This is a genomic window from Spirillospora sp. NPDC049652 (genome assembly GCF_040675125.1).
Classification (GTDB): Bacteria; Actinomycetota; Actinomycetes; order Streptosporangiales; family Streptosporangiaceae; genus Spirillospora.
The window spans coordinates 1-2,252 of sequence record NZ_JBFAOF010001073.1 but is presented as its reverse complement, the minus strand read 5'-3'; the positions used below and the strand labels follow the sequence as shown (position 1 = coordinate 2,252).

At 76.2% G+C, this 2,252-nt stretch carries 1 protein-coding gene; it reads left to right on the top strand.

What is annotated here, in order from left to right; all coding sequences use genetic code 11:
- Positions 1–2,220 (top strand): ATP-binding cassette domain-containing protein (locus tag AB0J52_RS37025; protein WP_500187580.1); only part of this gene is annotated, 2,220 nt, incomplete at its 5' end.
- Positions 2,221–2,252 lie beyond the last annotated feature (32 nt).

Genomic DNA, 2,252 nt, shown 5'->3' with positions numbered 1-2,252 from the left:
CACCGGCCGCCGCGCGGCGGCGCCCGCTCCACCGTCGGCACCGCCACCGACATCCTGCCGGTGCTGCGCGTGCTGTACTCGCGGTGCGCCGAGCCCGCCGCCGGGGAGGCGTCGGCGTTCTCCTTCAACGACCCCGAGGGGATGTGCCCGGCGTGCCACGGCCTGGGCGTTGTCACCCGCCTCGACCTGGACGCGCTCCTGGACACCGGCCGGTCCCTCAACGACGGCGCGATCCGCTTCGAGCCGTGGGGCGTCGGCAGCTGGGTATGGCAGACCCACGCCCGCTCCGGCCTGTTCGACCCCGACCTGCCGCTCCGCGACTACACCCCCGATCAGTGGCACACCCTCCTGCACGGCAAGGGCTTCAAGGTGAGCCGCGACGGCGGTGTCGGCGGCGACCGCGGCAACACCTACGAAGGGCTCGCCGACCGGTTCGACCGCATGTACCTGCGGCGCGACATCACCGACCAGCCCGCCGCGCACCGCCGCGCCGTCGCCGCCGTCACCACGCGCGGCGCCTGCCCCGACTGCCACGGCGACCGCCTGAACGCCGCCGCGCGCGCCGCGCGCCTGGCCGGGCACACCCTGCCCGAGCTCACCCGCGTCGAGGTCAACGACCTCACCGGCGTCCTGGAGGGCATCGCCGCCGAGGCCGGCCCGGTCGCCGCCGCGATCACCGAGCACGCCGTCACCCGCCTGCGCCGCCTCGCCGACGCCGGACTCGGCTACCTCACCCTCGGCCGCCCCACCCGCACCCTGTCGGGCGGTGAGGCCCGCCGCGTCAAGGTCGTCCGGTATCTCGGGTCCACGCTCACCGGCCTGACCTACCTGTTCGACGAGCCCAGCACCGGCCTGCACGCCGCCGACGTGGACCGCCTCACCGGACTGCTGCGCCGCCTGCGCGACCGCGGCAACACCGTGATCGTCGTGGACCACGACCCGGCCGTCATCGCCGCCGCCGACCACGTCATCGAACTCGGCCCCGGCGCCGGGGTCCACGGCGGACGGCTGCTGTTCACCGGCGACGTCCCCGCCCTGCGCGCCGCCCGCACACCCACCGCCGGGGCCCTCACCCGGCCCGTCCGGCTGAACACCCGTCCCCGCCGCCCCACCGGATGGCTCACCCTCGACATCCCCGACGCGAACAAGCCCGCCGACGGCGGCGACGGCGTCCCCGCCGCACCGAACACGCCGGACGCGTCAGCCGCGCACAACCTGCACCCGGCGACCGTCCGGTTCCCCACCGGCGTGCTCACCTGCGTCACCGGCGTCGCCGGAGCAGGCAAGACCACCCTGGCCGCCCGGCTGCTGCCCGCCGCCCACCCCGGCGCGGTGGTCGTCGACCAGTCGCCCATCAGCGCCTCCCGCCGCTCCAGCCCCGCCACCTACCTCGGCCTGCTGGACCCGCTGCGCCGCCTGTTCGCCGCCGAACACGACGTCGACCCCGGCTGGTTCAGCCACAACTCCACCGGCGCCTGCCCCGACTGCGACGGCGCCGGGACGGTCACCACCGACCTGGCGTTCCTCGACCCCGTCACCACCGTCTGCCGCACCTGCCACGGCAGCCGCTACCGGCCCGAGACCGACCGGTACCCGCTGCGCGGCCACACCATCGCCCAGGTCATGGCCATGACCGCCGACCACGCCGCCGACCTGTTCCCCGAACCCGGCATCCACGCCCGCCTCACCGCCCTGCGGCGCACCGGACTCGGCTACCTCACCCTCGGCCGGCCCCTCACCACCCTGTCCGGCGGCGAACGCCAGCGCCTCAAACTCGCCGACCACCTCCACCGCACCACCGCCGCCGGACGCCCCCGCCCCGGCCAGGACACCCCCGGCACCGGCGGCCTGTACGTCCTGGACGAACCGACCGCCGGACTCCACCGCGACGACGTCGCCGCCCTCATCGCCCTGCTCGACCGCATCGTCGACGACGGCGGCACCGTCATCGCCGTCGAGCACGACCTGGACGTCATCGCGCACGCCGACCACATCATCGAGATCGGCCCCGGCGGCGGCACCCGCGGCGGACGCCTCACCTTCACCGGCCCGCCCGCCGACCTGCTCCACGACCCGCACTCGCCCACCGCGCCCCACCTGCGCCGCGCCACCGGCCACCCCGCCGACGAACCCGAACCCGACACCGACGCTCAGGACGCCGCCGCTCAGGACGCCGACGGCCGGACCGCGACCGGGCGCGACGCGGGCGTCAGCCGCTGAGCAGCGCGAACAGCCCCGCGCACGTCAGGCAC